General features: G+C 58.6%; 22 protein-coding genes. 15 read left to right on the top strand and 7 right to left on the bottom strand.

The genetic code is table 11. The features are described 5' to 3' along the window. Positions 1-178: 178 nt before the first annotated feature. From KFJ24_RS10720 to hypE, 12 genes are all read left to right on the top strand, one after another. Positions 179-502, top strand: coding sequence for a hypothetical protein (locus tag KFJ24_RS10720; RefSeq protein WP_250831078.1), 324 nt, complete (start codon positions 179-181; stop codon positions 500-502). 114 nt (positions 503-616) lie between these two features. After that, positions 617-1750, top strand: coding sequence for a 4Fe-4S dicluster domain-containing protein (locus tag KFJ24_RS10715; RefSeq protein ID WP_250831077.1), 1134 nt, complete (start codon positions 617-619; stop codon positions 1748-1750). Beyond that, complete coding sequence (locus KFJ24_RS10710) at positions 1747-2217, top strand: cyclic nucleotide-binding domain-containing protein (RefSeq protein ID WP_250831076.1); 471 nt, start codon at positions 1747-1749, stop codon at positions 2215-2217. The genes KFJ24_RS10715 and KFJ24_RS10710 overlap by 4 nt, the downstream gene beginning before the upstream one ends. Next, on the top strand, positions 2214-3038 hold the full coding sequence (locus tag KFJ24_RS10705) for an FAD/NAD(P)-binding protein (RefSeq protein WP_250831075.1): 825 nt from the start codon (positions 2214-2216) through the stop codon (positions 3036-3038). The genes KFJ24_RS10710 and KFJ24_RS10705 overlap by 4 nt, the downstream gene beginning before the upstream one ends. A gap of 1 nt (position 3039) precedes the next feature. After that, positions 3040-3822 carry an oxidoreductase gene (locus tag KFJ24_RS10700; protein ID WP_250831074.1) on the top strand — a complete coding sequence of 261 codons (783 nt, stop codon included), beginning with the start codon at positions 3040-3042 and terminating at the stop codon, positions 3820-3822. Then, a complete protein-coding gene (locus KFJ24_RS10695) occupies positions 3812-5101 on the top strand; it encodes a Ni/Fe hydrogenase subunit alpha (protein ID WP_250831073.1) in 1290 nt (429 codons plus the stop codon). Before KFJ24_RS10700 ends, KFJ24_RS10695 begins: the two co-directional genes overlap by 11 nt. Beyond that, a complete protein-coding gene (locus KFJ24_RS10690; RefSeq protein WP_250831072.1) occupies positions 5094-5573 on the top strand; it encodes a hydrogenase maturation protease in 480 nt (159 codons plus the stop codon). Before KFJ24_RS10695 ends, KFJ24_RS10690 begins: the two co-directional genes overlap by 8 nt. Next, a complete protein-coding gene (locus KFJ24_RS10685) occupies positions 5566-5847 on the top strand; it encodes a hydrogenase/urease maturation nickel metallochaperone HypA (RefSeq protein WP_250831071.1) in 282 nt (93 codons plus the stop codon). Before KFJ24_RS10690 ends, KFJ24_RS10685 begins: the two co-directional genes overlap by 8 nt. Beyond that, complete coding sequence (gene hypF, locus KFJ24_RS10680; RefSeq protein ID WP_250831070.1) at positions 5844-8180, top strand: carbamoyltransferase HypF; 2337 nt, start codon at positions 5844-5846, stop codon at positions 8178-8180. Before KFJ24_RS10685 ends, hypF begins: the two co-directional genes overlap by 4 nt. Beyond that, complete coding sequence (locus KFJ24_RS10675) at positions 8153-8380, top strand: HypC/HybG/HupF family hydrogenase formation chaperone (RefSeq protein ID WP_250831069.1); 228 nt, start codon at positions 8153-8155, stop codon at positions 8378-8380. Before hypF ends, KFJ24_RS10675 begins: the two co-directional genes overlap by 28 nt. Next, on the top strand, positions 8377-9483 hold the full coding sequence (gene hypD / locus KFJ24_RS10670; protein WP_250831068.1) for a hydrogenase formation protein HypD: 1107 nt from the start codon (positions 8377-8379) through the stop codon (positions 9481-9483). The genes KFJ24_RS10675 and hypD overlap by 4 nt, the downstream gene beginning before the upstream one ends. Further along, on the top strand, positions 9476-10522 hold the full coding sequence (hypE, locus tag KFJ24_RS10665) for a hydrogenase expression/formation protein HypE (RefSeq protein ID WP_250831067.1): 1047 nt from the start codon (positions 9476-9478) through the stop codon (positions 10520-10522). Before hypD ends, hypE begins: the two co-directional genes overlap by 8 nt. 16 nt (positions 10523-10538) lie before the next feature. Here hypE and bhcD read toward each other — a convergent pair whose 3' ends face one another. From bhcD to bhcA, 4 genes are all read right to left on the bottom strand, one after another. After that, positions 10539-11543, bottom strand: coding sequence for an iminosuccinate reductase BhcD (gene bhcD / locus KFJ24_RS10660; protein WP_250831066.1), 1005 nt, complete (start codon positions 11541-11543; stop codon positions 10539-10541). Positions 11544-11609: 66 nt separating this feature from the next. Then, complete coding sequence (gene bhcC, locus KFJ24_RS10655; RefSeq protein WP_250831065.1) at positions 11610-12773, bottom strand: 3-hydroxy-D-aspartate aldolase BhcC; 1164 nt, start codon at positions 12771-12773, stop codon at positions 11610-11612. Between the two features lie 26 nt (positions 12774-12799). Continuing rightward, positions 12800-13762: a beta-hydroxyaspartate dehydratase BhcB gene (bhcB, locus tag KFJ24_RS10650; RefSeq protein WP_250831064.1), complete on the bottom strand. Its 963-nt coding sequence runs from the start codon at positions 13760-13762 to the stop codon at positions 12800-12802. 29 nt (positions 13763-13791) lie between these two features. Continuing rightward, positions 13792-14961 (bottom strand): L-aspartate--glyoxylate aminotransferase BhcA, encoded by a 1170-nt coding sequence (bhcA, locus tag KFJ24_RS10645; protein WP_250831063.1) that lies wholly within the window; start codon positions 14959-14961, stop codon positions 13792-13794. Between the two features lie 297 nt (positions 14962-15258). Between bhcA and KFJ24_RS10640 the strand changes: the two genes are divergently transcribed. Then, positions 15259-16023 carry an IclR family transcriptional regulator gene (locus KFJ24_RS10640; RefSeq protein ID WP_250831061.1) on the top strand — a complete coding sequence of 255 codons (765 nt, stop codon included), beginning with the start codon at positions 15259-15261 and terminating at the stop codon, positions 16021-16023. An 88-nt stretch (positions 16024-16111) separates the two neighbouring features. On the opposite strand, the gene KFJ24_RS10635 is transcribed toward KFJ24_RS10640, so the two are convergent. Further along, positions 16112-16831, bottom strand: coding sequence for a spondin domain-containing protein (locus KFJ24_RS10635; protein ID WP_250831059.1), 720 nt, complete (start codon positions 16829-16831; stop codon positions 16112-16114). 14 nt (positions 16832-16845) lie between these two features. Next, positions 16846-17544, bottom strand: a complete 699-nt coding sequence (locus KFJ24_RS10630) for a spondin domain-containing protein (protein WP_250831058.1) — start codon at positions 17542-17544, stop codon at positions 16846-16848. A 211-nt stretch (positions 17545-17755) separates the two neighbouring features. Here KFJ24_RS10630 and KFJ24_RS10625 point away from each other — a divergent pair, with 211 nt between their 5' ends. Beyond that, positions 17756-18139, top strand: a complete 384-nt coding sequence (locus tag KFJ24_RS10625) for a DUF2750 domain-containing protein (RefSeq protein WP_250831057.1) — start codon at positions 17756-17758, stop codon at positions 18137-18139. A 287-nt stretch (positions 18140-18426) separates the two neighbouring features. Further along, positions 18427-19392: a zinc-binding metallopeptidase family protein gene (locus KFJ24_RS10620; RefSeq protein WP_250831055.1), complete on the top strand. Its 966-nt coding sequence runs from the start codon at positions 18427-18429 to the stop codon at positions 19390-19392. A 152-nt stretch (positions 19393-19544) separates the two neighbouring features. Here KFJ24_RS10620 and KFJ24_RS10615 read toward each other — a convergent pair whose 3' ends face one another. Continuing rightward, entirely contained in the window at positions 19545-20552 is a 1008-nt protein-coding gene (locus tag KFJ24_RS10615; protein ID WP_250831054.1) for a zinc-dependent alcohol dehydrogenase family protein, read from the bottom strand. Positions 20553-20614 lie beyond the last annotated feature (62 nt).

Raw genomic sequence — 20614 nt, 5'->3', positions numbered from 1 at the left:
GCTTATACAGCGACCGGCTTTCGGCGCTGAACTCGCACGCGCTTCTGACCCGGACTGATTCATTGTTTCAGGTTGTACCATGGGCAGGCTGACGTCTGTCTGATCAGCGTCAAAAGGGCTGGGAATTCTCCATAATCCACGATGTCTTGCTTGTGTCTTTCAAAACAGGTCGCGCCGAATGTCTGAAGATCCCCTCAAAACCTTGTCCGACATGGCCAGCGATGCCCACGCGCGCATCCAGGCCACCCACGAAAACATCAATCCGGTGGTTGAAGTGCGCCGCGGCATGCGCGATGCCGGCATTCCCGCCGATGTCATGACCCTCGACTGCCTGCGCACCCGCCGGCGCATTACCCTGATTCTGCATGATGAACAGCCCGGCACGTTGCTCTATCAGTTCGTGACCATGGAAGACGAAGTTGGCGACAACTTCCAGAGTATGGTTTTGGCGGATGTCAGTGCTGGAACCCTGTTTGACTGGATGCAGGATTACTTTGGCTGACCCGTATCTTTTAACGTCTGCAGGCATTGACAGAAATCCCCTCTGAGCTAAAGCTTGTCTCAGGCAATGACTTGATGGGCGATGTCTTCATCGCCAGCGATGGAAGGTTGGGGCATGGACGATAAGGGCGATTATTCGGTTATCACTCTGGACGGCTTACAGTGTCTGCTGGATGTATTGACCGAGCGAGGTTATGAGGTCGTCGGGCCGAGGGTCCGCGACCAGGCCATCGTTTATGAAGAACTCTCCCGCATTGAAGATCTCCCCTCCGGCTGGACCGATGAACAGGACGGCGGTCACTACCGGCTGAAACAACGCGCAGATAACGCGCTTTTTGGCTATGCAGTGGGGCCTCACAGCTGGAAACGTTTTCTGCACCCACCCCGTGTTTCCCTGTGGCAGGCGACCATCAATGAAGACCAATTGCACTTTGCGCCTGTTCGGGACGACCCGCCGCGTTATGCATTTCTGGGTGTGCGCGCCTGCGAACTCGCAGCCATAGCCATTCAGGACCGAGTGTTGATGGGGGATAACGCCGATCCCCATTATCGCAGTCGCCGGGAACAGGCCTTTCTCGTCGCCCTGAATTGTTCCGAGGCTGGTGGTACCTGCTTTTGCGATTCGATGAACACGGGGCCGGATGTCAAAAGCGGATACGATCTGGTGCTCACAGAATTGCTGGGGGAGGAATCCCACGGTTTCCTGATTCAGTCAGGTTCAGAAGAAGGTGCTGCTATCCTGGCTGAATTGCCAAAAGAGCCGGCAACCGAGGCCCATCTTGCGGCCGCCAGAGGCGTGGTAGAGAGAACTCGTCGAAACATGGGTCGCAGTATGCCGCAAACGGCCATTCCTGCGCTGTTGATGGACAACCTGGAACATCCTCGCTGGGACGATGTCGCCGAGCGTTGTTTGAGTTGCTCTAACTGCACCATGGTTTGCCCAACCTGTTTTTGCACCACGGTAGAAGATACCTCTGATCTGGAGGGCGTCACCGCCGAGAGCAGTCGACGCTGGGATTCCTGTTTCAATGCCGATTTTTCTTACATTCATGGCGGGAGTGTTCGCAACTCGACCCGGTCCCGTTACCGTCAGTGGATGACCCACAAACTGGCCACCTGGGTGGAGCAGTTCGGTACGTCGGGCTGCGTCGGATGCGGCCGATGCGTCACCTGGTGTCCTGTGGGCATAGATATCACCGAAGAGGTGCGCGCCATTCAGGGTGATATCCCGCCAGGAGAACAGACATGAAAAACATCGCTCAGATTGTATGTGAACACCCGTTCTTCGAAGGCCTGAACAGCGAGTTTTGTGACCTCATGTGCGGGTGCGCCCGAAACGTCCGCTTCAATCCGGGGGAATATCTTTTTCATCAGGGCGAAGATGCGGATTACCTGTACCTGGTTCGCCACGGCCAGGTGGCACTTGAACTTGCGGTGCCGGGAAAAGCGCCGGTCAGTTTTCAGACGCTCCATGACGGCGACGTGGTGGGCGTATCCTGGGTCCTGCCCCCCTATCATTGGGCCTCGGATGCCCGTGCTATGAGTTTGACACGGGCCATTGCGTTGGACGCTCATTGCTTGCGGAAAAAATGCGACGAGGACCCGGCTTTGGGCTATGCAGTCATGAAGCGATTACTTCCGATCCTGACAAGCCGGCTTCACGCAACACAGATGCAAATTCTGGATGTTTACGGCGCTCCGGAGCAGCCTCAATGACCTCACAGGACCTTTGGGTGCCCGAGCCGGTCCGGGTTCTGAGCCGAAAGCAGGAGTTGGAGAGCACCTGGACTCTGGAACTGGAGCAGGTCGGCAAGCGGTCTTTTCTGCCGGGGCAGTTCAACATGCTGTATGTCTTCGGCGTGGGTGAAGTGCCTATCAGCCTCAGTGGCGACACCAGCCTGACAGAGAGCCTGGTTCATACGATTCGGGCGGTAGGTCCGGTCTCAAGCCAGCTCGCGGCTATGCAGCCGATGGCGGCCGTGGGTTTACGCGGTCCCTTTGGTACAGGATGGCCGATGGCTGCTGCGGAAGGGTCGGATTTGCTGTTGATTGCCGGTGGGTTGGGGCTGGCACCACTGAGGCCCGCCATCTACCACGTGTTGCGCAATCGGGAACGTTACGGTCGTGTTGTGTTGCTTTATGGAACGCGCAGCCCCGACGATATCCTCTATCGCGATCAACTGGAGGAATGGAGCAGGCTCCCGGACTTCGACGTCCACATTACGGTTGATCACGCCGGTAGCGATTGGCAGGGCAAGGTAGGGGTGGTCCCCACGTTGATTCCGACGTTGGCGTTCGATCCGGAAGACACGGTGGCCATGGTATGCGGTCCGGAAATCATGATGCGGTTCACCGCGAGCGCTTTGCGCGATGCCGGCGTTGAAGATGAAGCGATTTATCTGTCCATGGAGCGGAACATGAAGTGCGCCCTGGGACACTGTGGTCATTGCCAGTTCGGATCGACGTTTGTCTGCAAGGATGGCCCGGTGCTCCCATTTAGTAAGGTCCGTGGGCTGCTGAGTCTCAAGGAGTTCTGATATGCCCGTCACTGATCACAAACCACGCCTCGGTGTCTGGAAATTTGCCTCATGCGATGGTTGCCAGCTGAGTTTGCTCGATTGTGAGGATGAACTGCTGCGCGTTGCCGGAGTGATCGACATCGCCTATTTCCCGGAAGCGACCCGCAGCAGTATTCGGGGCACTTACGATCTTTCGCTGGTAGAGGGCTCGATCACCACTGCCCATGATGCCGAGCGTATCCAGGAGGTGCGGCGGCGCTCGCGAACCCTGATCACGATCGGCGCCTGCGCCACCGCCGGCGGAATCCAGGCATTGCGTAACTTTGCCGACATCGACGATTTCCTTGCTGCCGTCTATGCGCACCCTGAATACATTGAAACCCTGTCCACATCCACGCCAATTTCCGATCACGTGGCCGTGGACTTTGAATTGCGTGGTTGTCCGATCAGCAAGTCGCAGTTACTGGAAGTCGTCTCCGCGTTCCTGCGTGGCCGGCGACCCGTTACACCGGCACACAGCGTATGCCTGGACTGCAAACTCAAGGGCAATGTCTGCGTGACGGTAGCTCATGGCACGCCTTGCCTGGGGCCCGTGACTCACGCTGGCTGCGATGCCCTGTGCCCGTCGTACAATCGTGGCTGTTACGGTTGCTATGGACCCAAGGAAAATCCGAATGCGCCGGCCCTGAGTGAGCGTCTGGATCAACTGGGGATGAATCAGGACGAGCGCCTGCGCTTTTATCGGACCTTTAATGCATGGGCCGATCCTTTCCGGGAAGAGAGCGAACGTCATGACTCGTAAGACCATAAAAGTGAACTATCTGGCGCGGGTTGAGGGCGAGGGTGCCCTCAATGTGACGGTTCGGGATGGTCAGGTCAGTAGCGCCGAATTGCAGATTTTCGAACCGCCGCGCTTTTTCGAGGCGCTGTTGCGCGGTCGGGATTATTCAGAGGCGCCTGATGTCACCGCCCGCATCTGCGGTATCTGCCCGGTGGCCTACCAGATGAGCTCTGTACATGCGATGGAAAACGCACTGGGTATCGAAGTGGGCGGGCCGCTGCGGGCATTGCGACGGTTGCTGTATTGCGGTGAATGGATTGAAAGCCATGCTCTGCACATCTACATGCTGCATGCACCGGATTTTCTGGGTTACGCCGGGGCGGTGGACATGGCCCGGGATTATCCCGACATCGTCAAACGGGGCCTGGCCCTGAAAAAAGCGGGTAATGCCATCATGGCGCTGGTGGGTGGCCGCGAAATCCATCCTATCAATGTGCGTGTGGGTGGCTTCTATCGTACCCCGACCCGCAAGGAACTGGCGCCTCTGGCTGAAACCTTGAAGCAGGCCCGCGAGGATGCATTGGCAACGGTGCGCTGGACGGCCACCCTGGACATTCCGGAAGCCGAACGTGACTACCATCTGGTGGCGCTGCACCATCCGGATGAGTACCCCATGAATGCCGGGCGAATCATTTCCAGTCGTGGTCTGGATATCGCCGTTGAGGATTACAATCAGCACTTCGTGGAGTCCCACGTCCAACGTTCGACGGCGTTGCATTCGCACCTGCGAGAGCACGATTGCTACCTGGTCGGACCCCTGGCGCGCTACAGCCTCAATTTTGACAAGCTCTCCCCCCTGGCCCGGGAGGCCGCTAAAGAAGCGGGTCTGGGTGCCACCTGTAACAACCCATTTCAAAGCATTGTGGTGCGCAGCATTGAAGTGCTGTACGCCTGCGATGAAGCGCTGCGCCTGATAGCTTCCTACGAGGAACCCGAACAGCCTTTTGTACCACATGAGCCGAAGGCCTCTGAGGGCTTTGGGTGCACCGAGGCGCCGAGGGGGCTGCTGTTCCACCGCTATCAGCTGGATGCGGAAGGCCGAATCCTGGAGGCGCAAATTGTGCCGCCCACATCGCAGAATCAGCCCAGCATCGAAGCCGACCTGAAGGAACTGGTAGGCGGCTGGCTCCATTTGCCGGCCGATGCTCTGCGCGAACGCTGTGAGCAGACCATTCGGAACTATGACCCCTGTATCTCCTGTGCAACGCATTTTTTAAAGCTGGATGTTCGACATGAATGAATCCTTGAAGCCTGTCAGGATCATTGGCATTGGTAATATGGATCGGGGAGACGATGCGGTCGGGCCGGCGGTGGTGCAGGCGCTGCAGGGCCGGCTGCCGGAATCCGTCAGTGCCTTTGAACACAATGGTGAAGTTGCGGGGCTGATGGATTGTATGGACGGAGCCGAGGCTGTGTATCTGGTTGATGCCGCAGCAATGGGGCTGGAGCCTGGCAGCCTTCGGGCTTTCGATGCCAGCAACAAGCCCTTACCGTCACTGGGTGGTGCGTATTCGTCTCATGCGTTGGGGCTGTCCGAGGCTGTTGAGCTGGCGCGGGCCCTGGACCTGCTGCCCCCGGTGTGCCGCGTTTTTGCAGTGGAGGCCGCCACGTTTGAAGCGGGTGAGGGGCTATCGGTGCCCGTTGATGCGGCCATTCCCGAGGTAACTCAAGCCTTGCTCGATGCCATTGCACAGGAGGATGGACATGCATGAGACGGCGCTGGTCAAGAACCTGATCCATAAGCTTCAGGCGATTTGCGCCGAGGAGGGAGCAGACCGGGTTGTGGACATCGCGGTCTGGTTGGGGGCGCTTTGCCACATGTCGCCGGATCACTTCAGCGACCACTTTCGACAGGAAGCAGCAGGTACTTGTGCTGAGCGGGCCCGCTTGCAGATTGAGACCTCTGACGATATCAACCACGCCAATGCTCAGGATGTCCTGTTGCAAAGCCTGGAGCTGGAGACGGACGACGAGGCGCTGCAGTGACGCAGGATAGCACCGCCGAAACACTCCTGACTCGTTGGCGGGTCTGTGTTCGAGGCGTTGTCCAGGGCGTGGGTTTTCGCCCCTTCGTCTATCGTCAGGCTACGGAGCTGGGGCTCACAGGATGGGTTGGAAACTCACCCGAGGGTGTGGAGATTGAGGCTGAAGGTCATCCGGTGGTGTTGGAACAGTTGGTCTCCGCGTTGATACAGCATGCTCCGGCCAATGCCCGCATTGACGATGTTCACACAGAACCCGTTGCCCACCCCGGGGCGTTTCGGGAATTCAGCATCCGGGAGAGCGAAAAGCGGGGGGAGGCCTCCGCGCAGTTGCCTGCAGACTGGGCCACGTGTCAGCAATGTCTGCAGGAGTTGTATGACCCCGATAACCGACGCTACCGGTATCCCTTTATCAATTGCACGGATTGCGGCCCCCGTTACAGCCTGATTGAGGCGTTGCCCTATGATCGTGCGAATACTGCGATGAGACATTTTCAGATGTGTGGTCGTTGTCTGGCGGAATACCATGACCCGGCCAGCCGCCGGTTCCATGCCGAGGCTACGGCCTGCGCGGACTGTGGTCCGCGCCTGGCTTTTTTCCCAAGTGATGGTGACATCCTTGCGCAGGATGAGGCGGCACTGGATGAAGCGGCTGGCCGTCTGGCAGCGGGGGAGATCATTGCCTTCAAGGGACTGGGTGGGTTTCAGCTTCTGGTCGATGCCCGCAACGTGCAATCGGTTCGAATGCTGCGGGAGCGTAAAGGGCGGCCCGACAAGCCCCTCGCGGTTATGTTCGGTTCGCTGGAGTCGCTGCAAGGGGTTTGCCCGGTATCGGCGCAGGAACGCCAGTTGCTCACCGGTCCGGAACGGCCGATTGTTCTGTTGCACACACGCAACCACGGTCTGGCAGACAACCTCGCCCCGGGCAGGTCGGACCTGGGGGTGATGTTGCCCTCTACTCCGTTACATGAGCTGTTGCTGCGGGATCTGGGATTCCCTGTTGTCGCCACAAGCGGCAACAGGAACGGTGAACCGATTGCGATCGATAACGATGAAGCACGGGCACGTCTGGTCGATATCGCTGATGGTTTTCTGGTTCATGATCGCCCGATTTTACGTCCACTGGATGATTCCGTGGCCCGCGTGGCGGCTGGGTGCCCGCAACTGCTCCGCCGAGCGCGTGGCTACTCGCCGAACCTGGCTTTGCCTCTCCCTGTGCCTCCAGGGTGGGGAGCCACCGGTGGCCACCTTAAAACCACGGTGGCCCTGAGTACTGACAGTGGGGTGGTGTTGAGCCAGCATCTGGGGGATATGGACAACGCCCTGGGCCGGGAGGGCTTCGACCGCACGGTGGACAGCCTGCAAAGAATGTTTGCTACACGGCCCCGGTGCTGGGCTCACGACGGCCACCCGGATTACTACACAACACATCAGGCGCTGGAACTGGGTCCGTTGCATTGCGCTGTCCAGCACCATGTGGCTCATGTTGCCGCGGTTATGGCTGAGCACGGGCTCAGTGAGCCGGTACTGGGCGTGGCGTGGGATGGCAGTGGTTTCGGTGACGATCACACGGTATGGGGCGGGGAATTCCTGTGTGTGGGTCCTCAAGGCTACCAGCGCATGGCGCACCTGAGGCGGTTTCGCCTGCCCGGTGGCGAAGCAGCCATGCGCGAACCCCGCCGTTCAGCCTTCGGTCTGTTATACGCGTTGATCGGCGAGGAACTCACGGAGTGTGAGGCCTTGCCGCCGGTGAGCGACTTTACCCGTGCCGAGAGAAAGCTGCTGTTGCAGGCCCTCAAGGCGGGACTTAACGCTCCGGAAACCTCCAGTGTTGGCCGGCTGTTTGACGCCGTGGCCGCGCTTGCAGGAATCTGCCAGAAGGCCAGTTACGAGGGCCAGGCGGCGGCTGAGCTGGAAGCGGTGCTGGATCGTGAGAGCACACCGCAGCCATACAGGTTTGACCTGTCAGCTCCAGACACCGATCGCCCCTGGCAGGTGGACTGGGCGCCGGTGATAGAGGGCGTGCTGGCGGACATTGCCCGTGGCGCATCGGTGTCCGAGATTTCCGCGGCCTTTCACGGAGGGCTGGTGAACGTCATTGTCAGCATGGCGAAACAGTCGCAGTTATCCTGTATTGTTTTGGCAGGTGGGTGTTTTCAGAACAGCTACCTGTTGGAGTCCACCATACTGGCCCTGAAGGCCGCGGGTTTTCAGGCTTTCTGGTCGTGCCAGGTACCGGCCAATGATGGCGGTCTGGCTTTGGGCCAGCTGGCCTGGGCTAGCCGATTGAATCAAGACAGGGAGGCGCCATGTGCCTGGCCGTACCGGGACGCGTGATCAGCATTGACGGTGATGACCCGCTCACTCGTCAGGGACGGGTGGATTTCGGCGGTGTCGTCAAGTCGGTTAATCTGGCCTACGTTCCGGAAGTGCAGCCCGACGATTATGTATTGGTGCATGTGGGTTTCGCCATCACGGTCGTAGATCCGCGCGAGGCTGAACGGGTTTTCGAGTACCTGGAAATACTGGAACAATGAAATACCGCGACGAATACCGCACGCCTGAGGCGGCCCGGGCTTATGCGGATGCCATTGCCCGCATCACCACACGCCCATGGACGTTAATGGAGGTGTGTGGCGGACAGACCAACGCCATCATGCGCTTCGGGATTGACCAGCTGCTACCGCAAGAGATCTCCCTTATCCATGGTCCGGGTTGCCCGGTCTGTGTGACCCCCATCGATTACATCGACAAGGCTCTGGAAATCGCCGGCACACCGGGCGTCATTCTCTGCACCTTTGGCGATATGCTGCGTGTGCCCGGAACGCACTCGGATCTGGCCGCCGCCCGCGCCCGGGGCGCCGATGTCCGGGTGGTTTATTCGCCGATCGAGGCGCTCGCGGTGGCTCGCCAGCATCCGGGTCACGACGTGGTTTTCTTCGCGGTCGGATTTGAAACCACGGCTCCGGCCAATGCCATGGCTGTCTACCAGGCCGAGCGGGAAGGGCTCGAGAATTTTTCGGTACTGGTCTCGCAAGTGCTCGTGCCACCGGCGATACGCAACCTTCTGGAACGTCCCGGTAACCGCATTCAGGGCTTTCTGGCGGCGGGCCATGTCTGCGCAATTACCGGATACGAAGAGTATGAGCCGATTGCGCGCCGGCACCGGGTGCCGATCGTGGTGACCGGATTTGAACCGCTGGATATCCTGGAAGGGGTTTATCTCTGCGTGCGCCAGCTGGAGCGGGGCGAGAGCTCTGTTGAGAATCAGTATAGCCGGGCAGTTCGCCGCCCCGGCAACAAGCCGGCCCAGCAGGTGATGCAGGCTGTGTTTGAGGTGGTTCCCAGGCAGTGGCGCGGGATGGGGGAGATCCCCGAGAGCGGCCTCGGGTTATCGCCGGCTTATCGAGCCTTTGACGCTGAAACGCGCTTTGGTGCGGTAACCGGCCAGGATGAGGGCCGGGGGGAGTGCTCCAGTGGTGCGGTTTTGCGCGGCGAAATCCGCCCCGACCAGTGCCCGGCCTTCGGTACCCGCTGCACGCCCGAACATCCCCTGGGCGTTACTATGGTGTCTGAAGAGGGTGCCTGTGCCGCCTATTACCGCTATCGCAGACAGTCCGGAGGTCCGTCGCATGAATGAAGGCAGCGGGGATCACTGCCCACTGGCCAACGATGACCAGGAGGTTGTGAAAATGGCCCACGGTGGCGGCGGACGGGCGATGGCCCAGTTGCTCGACAGTCTCTTTCGTCCGGCATTTGATAATCCCTGGCTGGAGCGCCAGCATGACGGCGCGGTGCTGGACATGGCCGGAGCCATCGCATTCACGACCGACTCCTATGTGGTCAGGCCACTATTTTTCCCGGGCTCGGATATCGGCGCAATGGCAGTCCACGGCACGGTGAACGATATTGCCATGTGTGGGGCAGAGCCGCAGTATCTGAGCGCGGGTTTTATCCTGGAGGAAGGCTTGCCGTTGGCCATCCTGCGGCGTGTTGTCGGTTCCATGGCCGCCGCTGCCAGAGAAACGGGTGTGCGGATAGTCACCGGTGACCTGAAGGTAGTGGAACGTGGCAAGGCAGACGGTCTTTATATCAATACCGCCGGAGTGGGCCGGGTGGTGGCACCCCACCCGATTGAGCCCGGTCAGGTGAAGCCAGGGGACCGGCTATTGCTCAGTGGCGATATCGGCCGGCACGGCATTGCGGTGATGGCTGCACGGGAGAAACTTGACCTGGAATCGGCGATTGAGAGTGATTGTGCGTCGATTGCGCCGCCGGTTCTGGCGCTGCTCAATGAGGGCATAGCCATACGCTGCCTTCGGGATCTCACCCGTGGCGGCCTCGCCAGTGCATTGGTGGAAGTGGCTGAAACCGCGGGCCTGGCGGCCCAGATCCGGGAAGCGGATATCCCGGTGCGGGAAGATGTTTCTGCGGTCTGCGAGCTGCTGGGCCTGGACCCTTTGCATGTGGCTAATGAGGGCCGCTTTATGGCAGTCGTAGCGCCTGAAGATGTTGATCGGGCTATCGACATCCTCAGGCGTCATAGTGTGAGCGAAGCGACCGTCGATATCGGCCTGTTTCTGGAGGGAAACGCGGGGTTGGTCACCGCGCAAAGCCTTATTGGCGGCTCCCGTGTTGTCGACCGGCTTTCTGGTGAACAGCTGCCCCGCATCTGCTAGCGGTATAAAGCCTGCCTTATAGTGTGACCCTCTGGGCAAGCCCGCCGGCTTCGGCCAGCCTCGCAGCCTCTGATGCCACGGCCAGGTCTTGCAGACCGACGCCGGTGCCATCGAACAGGGTAATGTCTTCCTCTGATTGGCGGCCGGGGCTTGTACCGTTGATCACTTCTCCGATCGGCGTGATCTGATCCGCAGACAGGATTTTTGCGGCCACCGCATGCTGGGCCTCACCGATACTGATTGACTGGGCAACCTCATCGGTGAAAACCGTCGCCTGTGCCAGAAGCCTGTGATCAACTTCCTGCTTGCCCCTGGTATCCGTACCCATGCACGCCAGGTGAGTGCCCGGCTTTATCCAGTCAGCCTCCAAGAGCGGCTCAAAGGCGGAGGTGATGGTAATGATTACGTCCGACTGCGCTCCCAGTTCCTTTTGGGACACCCCTTCGAAGGGAATGCCTTTCTCCTCGCAAATGGCGGCCAGCCGGGCGAGGTGCTCGGGGTGGGCGTTCCATGCCACTACTTTTTCAAAGGCCCGCTGTTCAAGTGCTGCTTGCAGCTGAAACGTTGACTGATAGCCGGCACCGACCATTCCCAGCACTTTTGCATCCCTGCGGGCAAGGTGGGCAATGGATACGGCGGAGGATGCCGCGGTGCGGACGGCGGTCAGGTAGTTGCCGCCCACAAGTGCCTTGAGTCTTCCGGTGTCCGGATCGAAAAGCACGACAGTGGACTGGTGGTTGGTGAGTCCTCTGGCGGCGTTGCCTGGCCAGTATCCGCCGGACTTTACGCCCAGAACCAGTGCTTCGCGGTCAAATCCGGATTTAAAGCCGTAGAGCGCGTCGGCATGGCCGATCGCTTCACGGACAACGGGAAAATTATAGGCGCCCCCTCGGGCCATGGATGCGAACACGGCTTCGACCGCCTGAAAGGCTTCACGGCGCCCAATAACTTCCCGGCAGGCGTCTTCGTTCACGATCAGAATCTGATGCAGCTGGGACGGTTCTCTGGATGAGGTTTCCATCGTTATTCTCCTTCGGGTATCAGTCAGCCCACCCCGCTCGGGGGCCGGGGGACTCAGAAGCCTGGATCAGAACACTTTGCCGCGGGCGCTGATGGGCCAGAGGGCCTCGACCTTGCCGTTGCGAACACCAACGTACCAGTCGTGGACATTGCAGGTCGGGTCGCAGTGCCCGGGCACCAGCTTGAGTTTATCGTTCACCTTGAGAACGCCCTGGGGGTCACTGATCACGCCGTGCTCGTCTGAGCACTTGATGTACTCCACGTCGTCCCGCCCATAGATAAACGGTAGGCCGCTGTCGACCGACTGGGCCTTGAGGCCGGCATCGCAAATGGCCTTGTCGGCCTTGGTGTGGCTCATGACATTGGTCAGGATAAAAAGGGCGTTTTCCCATTCGCCCTGGTCGATACGCTTACCTTCCTTGTCGAGGATGCGGCCGTAATCGGCGTCCATGAAGGCGTAGGAGCCACATTGCAGTTCGTTGTAAACGCCAGAGTTGCTCTCGAAATAGTATGAGCCGGTACCGCCGCCTGAGACGAGTTCCGGCTCCAGGCCGACTGCTTTCAAGGCATCCACCGCGTCCTGCACCATGGCGATGGCGGCATCGAGTTTTGCCTTGCGCTCGTCGTAGGATGCCATGTGCTGCATCGCGCCCTGGTAGGCCTGGATGCCGGTAAATTTAAGGTTGGTGGCAGCATCAATGGCTTGCGCGATGGTGACAACCTCCGAAGTGGAGTTGACGCCGCAACGTCCTGCACCACAGTCAATCTCCACAAAGCAATGCAGTTCGGTGCCATGCTTCTGGGCGGCCGCCGATAAGTCCGCAACGTTTTCGATGTCGTCAACGCAAACGATGATCCGCCCGCCATGTTTGGGCAGTCGGGCGAGGCGGTCGATTTTCAGCGGATCGCGTACCTGGTTGGAAACCAGGACGTCCTTGATGCCAGCCCGGGCGAATACTTCGGCTTCAGAGGGCTTCTGGCAGCAAACGCCAATAGCGCCACCCAGTTTTTCCTGCAATCTGGCGACATCAACGGACTTGTGCATCTTGCCGTGTACCCGGTGTCGCATTCCATGCGCCTTGGCATAGTCGCCCATTTTCTTGATGTTGCCCTCCAGTGCGTCCAGATCGAGGATCAGACAAGGCGTCTGAATTTCGCTTTCATCCATGCCGATGGCGGCGGGGATGTCGTAACCAACTTCCAGTTCTTCGGGGCGTATAAAGGCTGTCATGATATGTCTCCTAATCAGATGTTGTTTTAGTTCCAGGGAAGTGCGTCCAGATCCACATTGCCGCCGGTGATGATCACGCCGACTCGTTTCCCCCGAAAGACCTCAGGATTTTTAAGGATGGCGGCCAGCGGCACCGCACAGCTGGGCTCAATCACAATCTTCATTCGCTTCCAGGTCAGTTTCATGGCGTCGATGATTTCCTCCTCGGTCGCGGTGAAGATGTCGGAGACGTAGTTGCTCACGAAATGCCAGGTCAGTTCTTTCAGTGGTACTTTCAAACCGTCCGCCACGGTATTCGGCGCATCATCGGCAATGATGTGACCGGCCTTGAGGGAGCGGGCTGCATCGTCGGCATTCAGTGGTTCGGCCGCATATATCTTCACGCCCGTAGCCTTGTTTGAAAGGGTCAGGCAGGTTCCGGAAATCATGCCACCGCCACCGATGGGCGCGATAACCGCATCCAGCTCCGGCACCTGGTCCAGAAGTTCCAGGGAGCAGGTGGCCTGGCCGGCGATAACCCTCGGGTCGTTGTAAGGGTGCACAAACTCTGCGCCGGATTCGGCCACGACCTCGGCAAAGACAGCTTCGCGGGAAGTGGTGGAGGGTTCACACTCCACGATTTTGCCGCCATAGCCTCGTACTGCATCCTTCTTGGCCTGGGGCGCAGTGTGAGGCATGACGACTGTTACCGGGATGCCGCGCCTGCCCGCCGCGTAGGAAAGCGACAGGGCATGGTTGCCGGAAGAGTGGGTAGCGACGCCGATCGCGGCTTTCTCGGCACTTAAGCCAAACACCGCATTGCAGGCGCCGCGCACTTTGAACGCGCCGGCCTTTTGAAAGTTCTCACACTTGAAGAACAGTTCTGCTCCGGTCAGCTCGTTCAGGAACCGGGATGTCAGTACCGGCGTCCGGTGAATGTAAGGTTTGATCCGCTCATGGGCCTCCAGAACATCTTCAAACGTCGGTATTTGGCTCTTTTGATCGCTCATGGTTCACCTCGTCAGTCAGCGTCGAGCGGTTATGCGGCCGTCGCGCGGAAATAGGATTGGGCGGCGCGAACGCCTTCACCCAGTTCGATGGGGTAGTCGAGATCCGCCATGGCCATCTCGATGGTTGCCAGCCCGGACAGAACCATGGTGTCTGTCAGGGATCCCAGGTGGCCGATGCGGAATGCCTTGCCGTGCATTTCACCCAGGCCAATGCCGAAGGAAACGCCGTACTTCGAGAACGCGTGGTCCGTCAGTTTGTTGCTGTCGAAACCTTTGGGCACGTATATGGCGCTAACGGTATGGGAGTAGAGTTCGGGAGACTGGGCGCACAGGTTCAGGCCCCAGGCCTTAATCGCCTGGCGAGCGCCCTCTGCCAGCCGGAAGTGACGGGCGTAAACATTGTCCAACCCTTCCTCAAACAGCATCTTCAGGCTTTCCCGCAGGCCGCAGATCAATTGCAACGGCGGCGTGTAAGGGAATCCGCCCTGGGCGTTGGCCGCCATCATCCCGCGGAAGTCGAAGAAAGCACGGGACAGACCGGCGTTTTCCATTGCGGCCAGTGCTTTCTGGCTGACCGCGAGGATAGCCATGCCGGTGATCAGCATGAAGCCCTTCTGGGAACCCGAAACGGCAATATCTACGCCCCAGTCGTCCATTTCGAAAGGCATGGAGGCCAGTGAGCTGACGCAGTCAACCAGCAACAGGGCAGGGTGAGCGCTGCTGTTCATCGCTTTGCGAACGGCGCCGATGTCACTTTTTACGCCGGTCGCGGTTTCGTTATGGGTTACCAGTACCGCTTTGATCTCTTGCTGGGTATCGGCGCTCAGGGCTCGCTGAAATTCATCCGCAGGTGCACCGCTGCCCCATGAGCATTCAATGATCTGAACGTCCAGTCCGTGCCGCTGGCACATATCAATCCAGCGATGGGAAAACATACCGTAGCGGGCTATCAGAACCTTATCGCCGGGGGACAGGGTATTGCAGATGGCAGCTTCCCAGCCTCCGGTGCCACTGGCGGGAAACAGGATGACTTCGCCCGACTGGGTTCGGAAAACTTTCTTGCAGTCCTGCAGCAGGGGGGAGAGAGTCTCAACAAAGTCCGGTGACCGGTGGTCGCTGCTTTGGACATTCATTGCGTGGCGCAGCCGGTCGGGGATATTGGTGGGCCCGGGAATAAAGATCGGGTTCTGGTCAGACATGAGGTTGCACTCCCTTCATTATTGTCATTACCGGAAGCCCCGTCGCCGTGGCTGCCTTTCCTGCTTCATGCCTTAACGATAGGCTCCCGAGTTATCTTTGCGCAATATGAGAAAATTCCACAATGTGGAATTATTGAGCGGAATAGCCGCCGTTTTTTTAACCAGTTGGTTTTAAAGAAGTAAAAATTTCTGTTGGTCATTAATAAAAATTCCACATTGTGAAATGTGTAATCCGTATTATAAAATGACCGTAGACTTACCTTGAACCTGACCTGGTCTTCTAATCCGGAGCGCCTGATGACTGATACCAAGATCGAACCACGCATTCAGGTAATTGACCGGGCCGCGTTGCTGATGGATGCAATTGGCCGTTATTCCAAGCCAGTCAAGCTGAAAGCGCTGAGCGCAGAGACCGGGCTGGCGCCGTCAACGGCCTACCGGATTCTTCAGTCACTGACCAGCAACCGGTTTGTTGAGCGGGACTCAAATGGGGATTACCGTTTGGGCCAGAGGTTGCTGCAACTGAGCAACCGTCTGCATTCGGATATTGACCTGCGAGCTGTCTCGCTCCCATACATGCAGGAATTGTGTGATCGATTGGGTGAAACCATCAATCTCACGATCCGGGAAGGTGATGTGGTGATCTATTTTGAAAAGGTCACGCCAAATCGCATGATGCATGTCAACCAGATTGTAGGCAGTCGCGCTCCGTTGCATGTCACCGCTGTGGGTAAGCTCATGCTGGGCCTTGCGGGGGAGGACGCGATTGAGAGCTACGCCCGTCGAACCAACCTGCCTGCCTACACCCGCAATACGCTGTCTTCGCTGGAGAAGCTTGAAGAAGCCTGTTTCATCAGCGTTCGACAGGGCTATGCGCTGGACAACGAAGAAGCTGAGATTGGCGTGGGTTGTATTGGTGTCCTGCTTTTTGAACAGTCAGGCAATGTAAGTGCTGGACTGTCAGTGTCTGCGCCCATCGAGCGGAGAAAAGATGAATGGATCGGTGAGTTGAGGAAGGCCGGGGAGGAGATTTCCCGGCATTTGGGGTACCGGCCCGGTTAGCGCCCCGGGGGTATGCCTGCCGAACTGTTGATAGAAAGAAGCGCCGCTGTTGAGAGCGGCGCTTCCTGTTTGTGGTTTTTTCAGAAGCCTATTGCAGCCTTTCAACCCGGACACTGGCAATCGGGTTGTCCCAGCGCTGACTTCCCCCAAGCATAGAGGTACTGAGGCCATCGTCCTGGGTCACTACGCCGGCATGGATGTAAACGGCATCTCTCACATCGTCCCGGGCGGCGTTAAAGCCCTCGGCCAGTCCGCTGGCGGCGGGCCCGGGTACAGTATCTGCAGATTCGCTGTTGGCTTCGGTGCCGGCATCGTAACTGATGGCCAGGAAGGTCTTGCTATCGCCGACCGCCAAACCGCTGAGATCCACACCGCGAACTGCTGCCACACCATCATTGGTGTTCACAGGCATTGAGGCCCAGCTCAGCAGCACCTCATCGTCGGAGCTAACCGAGGCCGAGGCCGTAATTTGCTCAGAGGCACCCGGGACGATAACACCCTGGCCGGACGCGGTGGATCGGACATTGCTATCGGCACCTGCTGCCGCTATGAAGTCACTGTTGTCTCCACCTTCGGCCAATGTCTCCAGCTCGACCGAGGCAGGTACACCCAGGGTAAAGGCCTGCCAGTCGGAACGATGAAGAACCACGGCGGCGGGGGATAACGGTTGCCCTGCGGTAAGGTTGGTGATGGTTACCTGATAGCGATATTCCCGGGCACTGGTCAGTGGGTTGTCGTTGTCAGAACTACAGCCGGCCACCAAGGCAGCCAGAGGCAGGAGTACGAGCATCTGTTTGCGAAAAAGCATGGTGCACCTCCTGTCTATTTCACTGTGACGGTCACGCGGGCCACCGGGTTCAACCACCGGTGCAGCGTGCTGACGATGTCGCTGTTGCCACCGGTGAGATCGGTATCGCCCAGATTGCCGCGGTGGATGTGTACATAACCTTCAGCCGAGCTGGCGGCACCTGTGCCATTGTTACCCAACACGGGATCCAGCGGCGGAGGTACTGGCATACCAGGCTGCCCGGGAGTGCCACTGCCGCGAACCTCATCGTTGGCTTCGGTGCCGGCATCATAAGCGTTCAGGTTGTAGGTGTAGGTGCCGGGTTCGGTGGGTACTTCCAGGTTGTTGAGTGCCAGAAAGCCATCGTTGGTAGGCAACAGCATTGCCACAATCGACAGCTGGGTATTGGCAGCGGCGTTGTCGGTATTGAGTGTGGCGGTCGCGCTAGCCCCTGGGATCAGCAGGCCAGCGGCCGGATCCTGGACTGTGGTCGCTCCGGCCGTATTCATTAGCGTGACCAGTCCGGAAATGTCGCCACCTTCTGCCATCGCCTGAAGCTCACTGGACGCTGCACTGCCAGTCTCAAACAGTGTGACACCCGCAGGGTGGGCAGTAACCAGCAGCGGGGTGAAGTACAGGCCGCGCGTCGGATTGTGTATCTCTACATCAAATTCGGCGGCCTGCGAGAGGATGGGCGCGGCAGCCAGTGCCAGTGTGATGATGACTCGTTTCATGATTCTGACTCCTGTCAGGGTTATTATTTCCAGTTTAGTATCCCTAAAGGCCGCAGGGGCATTCATCACAAAAGAGTCACGGTTCGTTCACTGTTTGGTACAGGCTGCTGCATCAGTGTTTCATGAAAACGCTAAATGGTTTCGGAGGAATACGTGATAGGCTCCCGGGCATACAGGTTCTGAGAGCAATCCATCGGAGTAGCGAAACATTATGAGCAGTGACCAGTTGACACAAATACTCGAAATGAATGGCGAAGATCGATACGACTACTTTCTGAGTGAAGTGCTCGAGGAGCGCGAGATCTGGATACTGGTCAATGCCGAGAACTTTTTTCTGAAGATTGTTTCCGAAGAAGACGGTGTGGCGCATTTACCGGTCTGGCCCAGTGCCGCGTTCGCGACGGAGTACGCGAAAGGATCGGACGATCTCTCGCCGAAAAGCATTTCCCTGCCTGACTTCTTCAAGAAGTGGGTGCCGGGTCTGACCAGGGACGGCCTGGAAATTGGCGTATTTCCGGGTGCCGACAGTACTCTCTGGATAACCGAGGCGGAAGAACTGAAGCGCGACCTGCAAGATGAGCTGTCCAGTTTCTAGGCCGGCTCACCTCCGGCCCGGTACCGCTGAACTGTTCGCCTATATGGCCGCATAGCCCCCCCACATGGGCTTCAGAATGGTACCAGTGGGATCGAATTGCAGCGGAACAGCGGCCTTGTTGAGCGGGTTGAGGGGGAGGGAATACCCTTACCGGGCCCTGAGAAGAGTTAATTGAGTTCTTTAATTCATTGAATGAGTTTGCCAAACGCCTGTACCGTGAGTGGTTACGGTACCGGGAATGATTCCCGGTCTCACGTCTCATGTCGCTCAGCTGGAGCACTTGCATCATGTTGGTATTCTCTAACCCCCTGGGTTCGGGCTCACTCTGGTTCGATAACCTGACCACCGCCGATGGTATGCCCGTCGCCTACGATCCGCAGGCGCGAGCCTTTCTTCCCATGCGGCCTTTCTGTGCAAATCGGGAAATCATCGGATGCAACTGGATTGCGCCAAAGGAAGGCGCCTTCTGCCGCTCCTGTGCGATGACTGCACTGGCACCGGATCCGAATATTTTCAACGCCATGCCTAACTGGGCTGAAACCGAAGCAGCAAAGCGCTGGACACTGGACAATCTCGGGCGCTGGCACTGGTTCCGACCGGAAGACCCCGGTACGCGCCCCGTTTTTCACATGCTCGCCGAGGGACTGACGCCGGTGGCCATGGGGCATGCTAATGGCGTGGTGACCATCAGTGTCGCGGAAGCCGATCCGGTAGTGCGGGCAACCCGGCGTCAGGCTCTTCAGGAACCATACCGCACAATGGTCGGCCATATGCGCCATGAGATTTCTCACATGCTCTGGTGGCGCCTCAGCCTGCGTGACGACTTTCTTGATGCATTCCGGGAGGTATTCGGTGATGAACGCAGGGATTATCCGGCTGCGCTCCAGTACCACTATCACAACGGGCCACCGCCCGAATGGAAGCAGTTTTACCTGACTTCCTACGCGTCTGCACACCCCCACGAAGACTGGGCCGAGACGGCAGCGCACCTGCTGCATCTGACGGACATTACGGACAGCTTTATTGCCGCGGGCCTGTCGTCACCGGAAGTGCCTGGCCCCCATTGGGACCCGTATGCGGAACCGGACACAGCCCGTCTGATTAACGTGGCAGCCTCATTGGCGATACGGGTTAATCACGTTAACCGGTCCATGGGGCTCTCGGATCTCTATCCCTTTGTGTTGTCGCAGACTGCCCAGCGTAAACTGGCGTTTGTACATGACTGGCTGCGCCGGGGGGCTCAGGGACGCTGAAACGTTAACAATAAGTTGCCCACAGAAACTGTGGATAACTTTGTTGGCAACACAAGGACAGGTGGCCCTGAGCGCCTGAAACCAGGCGCTCAGGGAATGTGACCGTTAATTGACCGGAATCGGTCGGTTAAGCGGCCCACAGCGATTTGAGATCAAAACTCCAGACAGATCTTTCCGAAGTGCTTGCCGGATTCCTCATGGCGGAAAGCGTCGGCAATCTCTTCCAGTGCAAAGGACCGGTCGAGGATCGGATGCATGTTGTTGGCCTCTATGGCGCGAATCATCTCGTGCTGATGCGCCCGGCTGCCTACGATCAAGCCCTGCAGGCGGGCCTGTTTGGCCATGAGTTTCGCCGTGGGAACTTCACCGGCGCGGCCCGTAAGAACCCCGATCAGAGAGATGTGCCCGCCAATGCGAACGGCTTCAATGGATTCCGGCAGCGTACCGGGGCCGCCCACCTCAACAACGTGGTCGACGCCCTGACCGTCAGTCAGCTCTTTGACCTTCTCTCCCCAGGCCGGTGTCGATGTGTAGTTGATGATGTGGTCCGCGCCCAGGGCAAGAAGCCGCTCCAGTTTTTCGTCTGAGGAAGATGTGGAAATCACCCGCGCCCCCATCATTTTTGCAAACTGCAGGGCAAAGATGGACACACCACCGGTGCCCAGGGTCAGCACGGTGTCGCCTGCCTTCAGGCCACCATCGACGACCAGTGCCCGCCAGGCAGTCAGCCCTGCGGTGGTGAGCGTGGCGGCTTCGGCGTGGCTGTAGCCTTTCGGCGCGTGGGTAAACCAGTTTGTGGGGCGGACCACCTGTTCTCGCGCGTAACCATCCTGGCCGTCACCGGGGGTGGTGCTGAAATTATCAATGGGTGCGGGGCCATCCAGCCAGTGGGGAAAAAAGGTCGACACCACATGGTCACCGACCTTGAATTCGCTGACACCCTCGCCTGTGGCTTCCACTACACCAGCACCATCGGCCATGGGGATACGACCGTTCTTGGTCGGGATTGCTCCGGAAACAACCGCGTAGTCGTGGAAGTTGAGGGAGCTGGCGTGAAGACGCACACGAATTTCTCCGGGCCCCGGTTCGCCTGGTTCCGGGCCGTTATCGAGGTGCAGCTGTTCGAGGCCGCCTGGTTCGGAAAGAGTAATGCGTTTCATATCAATGGCCTCCAGTATTCTTGGTTTGGACGTTATACGGGCATCAGGGTACTCGGTTCATG

Origin of the sequence: Marinobacter sediminum, from assembly GCF_023657445.1 — a bacterium.
GTDB lineage: Bacteria > Pseudomonadota > Gammaproteobacteria > Pseudomonadales > Oleiphilaceae > Marinobacter > Marinobacter sediminum_A.
The sequence above is the reverse complement of the archived record's forward strand: the minus strand, read 5'-3'. Positions and strand labels throughout refer to the sequence as shown.